The organism is Kitasatospora sp. NPDC057198, from assembly GCF_042670125.1.
GTDB lineage: Bacteria > Actinomycetota > Actinomycetes > Streptomycetales > Streptomycetaceae > Kitasatospora.
Genome location: NZ_JBHUWH010000749.1, coordinates 1 through 2,408 on the forward strand (window position 1 = coordinate 1; position 2,408 = coordinate 2,408).

The 2,408-nt window shown below is 74.0% G+C and carries 3 protein-coding genes; 1 reads left to right on the top strand and 2 read right to left on the bottom strand.

Annotated features, from left to right (window positions below):
• Window positions 1–50: 50 nt before the first annotated feature.
• Window positions 51–1,031, top strand: a complete 981-nt coding sequence (hemB, locus tag ACFUEL_RS38580; RefSeq protein ID WP_380242712.1) for a porphobilinogen synthase — start codon at window positions 51–53, stop codon at window positions 1,029–1,031.
• Between the two features lie 22 nt (window positions 1,032–1,053).
• Here the strand turns inward: hemB and ACFUEL_RS38585 are convergent, their stop codons facing one another.
• Window positions 1,054–1,866: a hypothetical protein gene (locus ACFUEL_RS38585; RefSeq protein ID WP_380242714.1), complete on the bottom strand. Its 813-nt coding sequence runs from the start codon at window positions 1,864–1,866 to the stop codon at window positions 1,054–1,056.
• Window positions 1,867–1,989: 123 nt separating this feature from the next.
• A complete protein-coding gene (locus tag ACFUEL_RS38590; protein ID WP_380242716.1) occupies window positions 1,990–2,247 on the bottom strand; it encodes a hypothetical protein in 258 nt (85 codons plus the stop codon).
• Between the last annotated feature and the right edge of the window lie 161 nt (window positions 2,248–2,408).

The window sequence follows — 2,408 nt, forward strand, 5'->3', positions numbered from 1 at the left end:
CCGCGGGCCTCCCCCCGACGCGTTCTTCCGTGACTCAGGGAGCCTTCGAAGTGTCCGCCGAATTCCCGTCCGTCCGCCCGCGCCGCCTGCGCACCACCCCGGCGATGCGCCGCCTGGTCGCCGAGACCCGGCTGCACCCGGCCGAGCTGGTCCTGCCCGCGTTCGTCCGCGAGGGCATCACCGAGCCGCGGCCGATCGGCTCGATGCCGGGCGTCGTCCAGCACACCCGGGACACCCTGCGCCGGGCCGCCGCCGAGGCCGCCGCGGCCGGGATCGGCGGCATCATGCTGTTCGGCGTCCCCGAGGTGCAGGACGCCACCGGCACCGCGGGCACCGACCCGGAGGGCATCCTGCAGCTCGCCATCCGCGACGTGGTCTCCGAGGTCGGCGACCAGCTGGTGGTGATGTCCGACCTGTGCCTGGACGAGTTCACCGACCACGGCCACTGCGGGGTGCTCGCCGCGGACGGCTCGGTCGACAACGACGCCACCCTGGAGCGCTACGCCGAGATGGCCGTCGTCCAGGCCGACGCGGGCGTCCACCTGGTCGGCCCGTCCGGGATGATGGACGGCCAGGTCGCGGCGGTCCGCAAGGCGCTGGACGCGGCCGGGCACCAGGACACCGGCATCCTCGCCTACACCGCCAAGTACGCCTCGGCGTTCTTCGGCCCGTTCCGGGAGGCCGTCGGCTCCTCCCTCAAGGGCGACCGCAAGACCTACCAGCAGGACCCGGCCAACGCCCGGGAGTCGCTGCGCGAACTGGCCCAGGACGTCGCCGAGGGCGCCGACCTGGTGATGGTCAAGCCCGCGATGTCCTACCTGGACATCCTCCGCCAGGTCGCCGACGCCTCCCCGGTGCCGGTCGCCGCGTACCAGGTCTCCGGCGAGTACGCGATGGTCGAGGCCGCCGCCGCCAACGGCTGGATCGACCGCGAGCGGACGATCATGGAGACCCTCACCTCGATCCGCCGGGCCGGCGCCGAGCAGATCCTCACCTACTGGGCGGTCGAGGCCGCGGGCCTGCTGCGCTGACGGTTCGCCAGGCGCGCCGGGATCAGGCGGACTTCGGGAAGTCCTTCCGCTTGATCTTGGCGCGCCGCCCGTCCGGGTGGTGGAAGACGATGCCCTCGGCGAGCGCGCCCGGCGCGAACCGGCTCTCCAGCTCCGCCAGGTGCTCCCGCAGGCCCCGGTAGCTGCGCGGGACCTCCTCGTACACCGGCGCCTCGCGGTCGAACGGCAGGCACAGGTGGGCGTCCAGCCCCAGCGGGTTGCCCTGGATCCGCGGCCCCAGCGCCTCGCACGGGTGCTCGCCGTCCGGCCAGCCGCCCACGTCGGTGCCCCGCGCGGCGGCCAGGATCCACCGGTCCTCGGCGGCGTCCTCCGCGGTGTCGACGTACCAGCCGTCGACGATGCCCAGCTTCTTCTGCGCGGCGCTCGGGTTGCGGCGCTTCTCCACCCGCACCAGCCGCCCCGAGCGGACGGTCAGCCGGACGTTCGTGCCGTCCAGCTTCTCGGTCGCCGTGCCCTCCCCGGCGAACACCCAGGCGCACTCGGCGCGCGGGCGGTCCACCACCCGGAAGCCGGCGTCCCGCTCGAACAGCGTCGGGATCTTCTCCATGGTCGCCATCCCCCTCCGTACCTGACCGACGAGCTCCTCCGGCGTGACCGTCCCCGCGGCCAGGCCGGCGGCCAGTGCGCGGACCAGGTCCGCGACCGACACCTCCGCCTCCACGGCGACCCGCTTCAGCGCCTTCTTCTCCTCCGGCGACACCCAGGCCACCAGCCGGGACCAGCCCTCCGGCGGCACCCAGCGGGCCAGCTTCTCCGGGTCCTTCCTGGGCCTGCCGCGGCCGCGCTTCTCCTCCACGGCGTTGACGGTAGGTCAGGTTTTCCCCTGGTGTCAATTGGCATAACAGAAAATCGGGGCGGGGCAGCATGAAGGGCGTGGCGGCCGCGAACGGCCACCACGCCCTGTGTCGCCGACGAGGCGTCAGCCGATCGCGACGATGCCGCCCTCGCCGCCGCCGACGGCGGTGTCGGTGGCCCAGCCGTAGCCGCCGCCCGCGGTGAAGATGTGGGAGGTCTCGGCGAAGCCCGCCCAGTGGCCGGCGACGAAGGGCTCGTCGGCGGTGGCCACGCCCTCCTGGCCGCCGCCGACGGCGACGTGCGCGTACGCGGGCGCGGCGATGCCGGCCAGCGCCAGGGCCGCGACGGTGGTGACGACGGCCTTGCCCAGCTTGCTCTTCATGGGGGTTCCTCTCTGCGTCGGGTGGTGCGTCTCATACGTCAGCACAGCGGTGCGGCTGGAGCGGCGCTGCACGCGCCCACCGGTGCTCCGATCACCCGATCGCGCCGCAGACGAACGGGTTTCCGGGAGCGGCCGGAGACATGGAACCGCCGGGCCCGCGG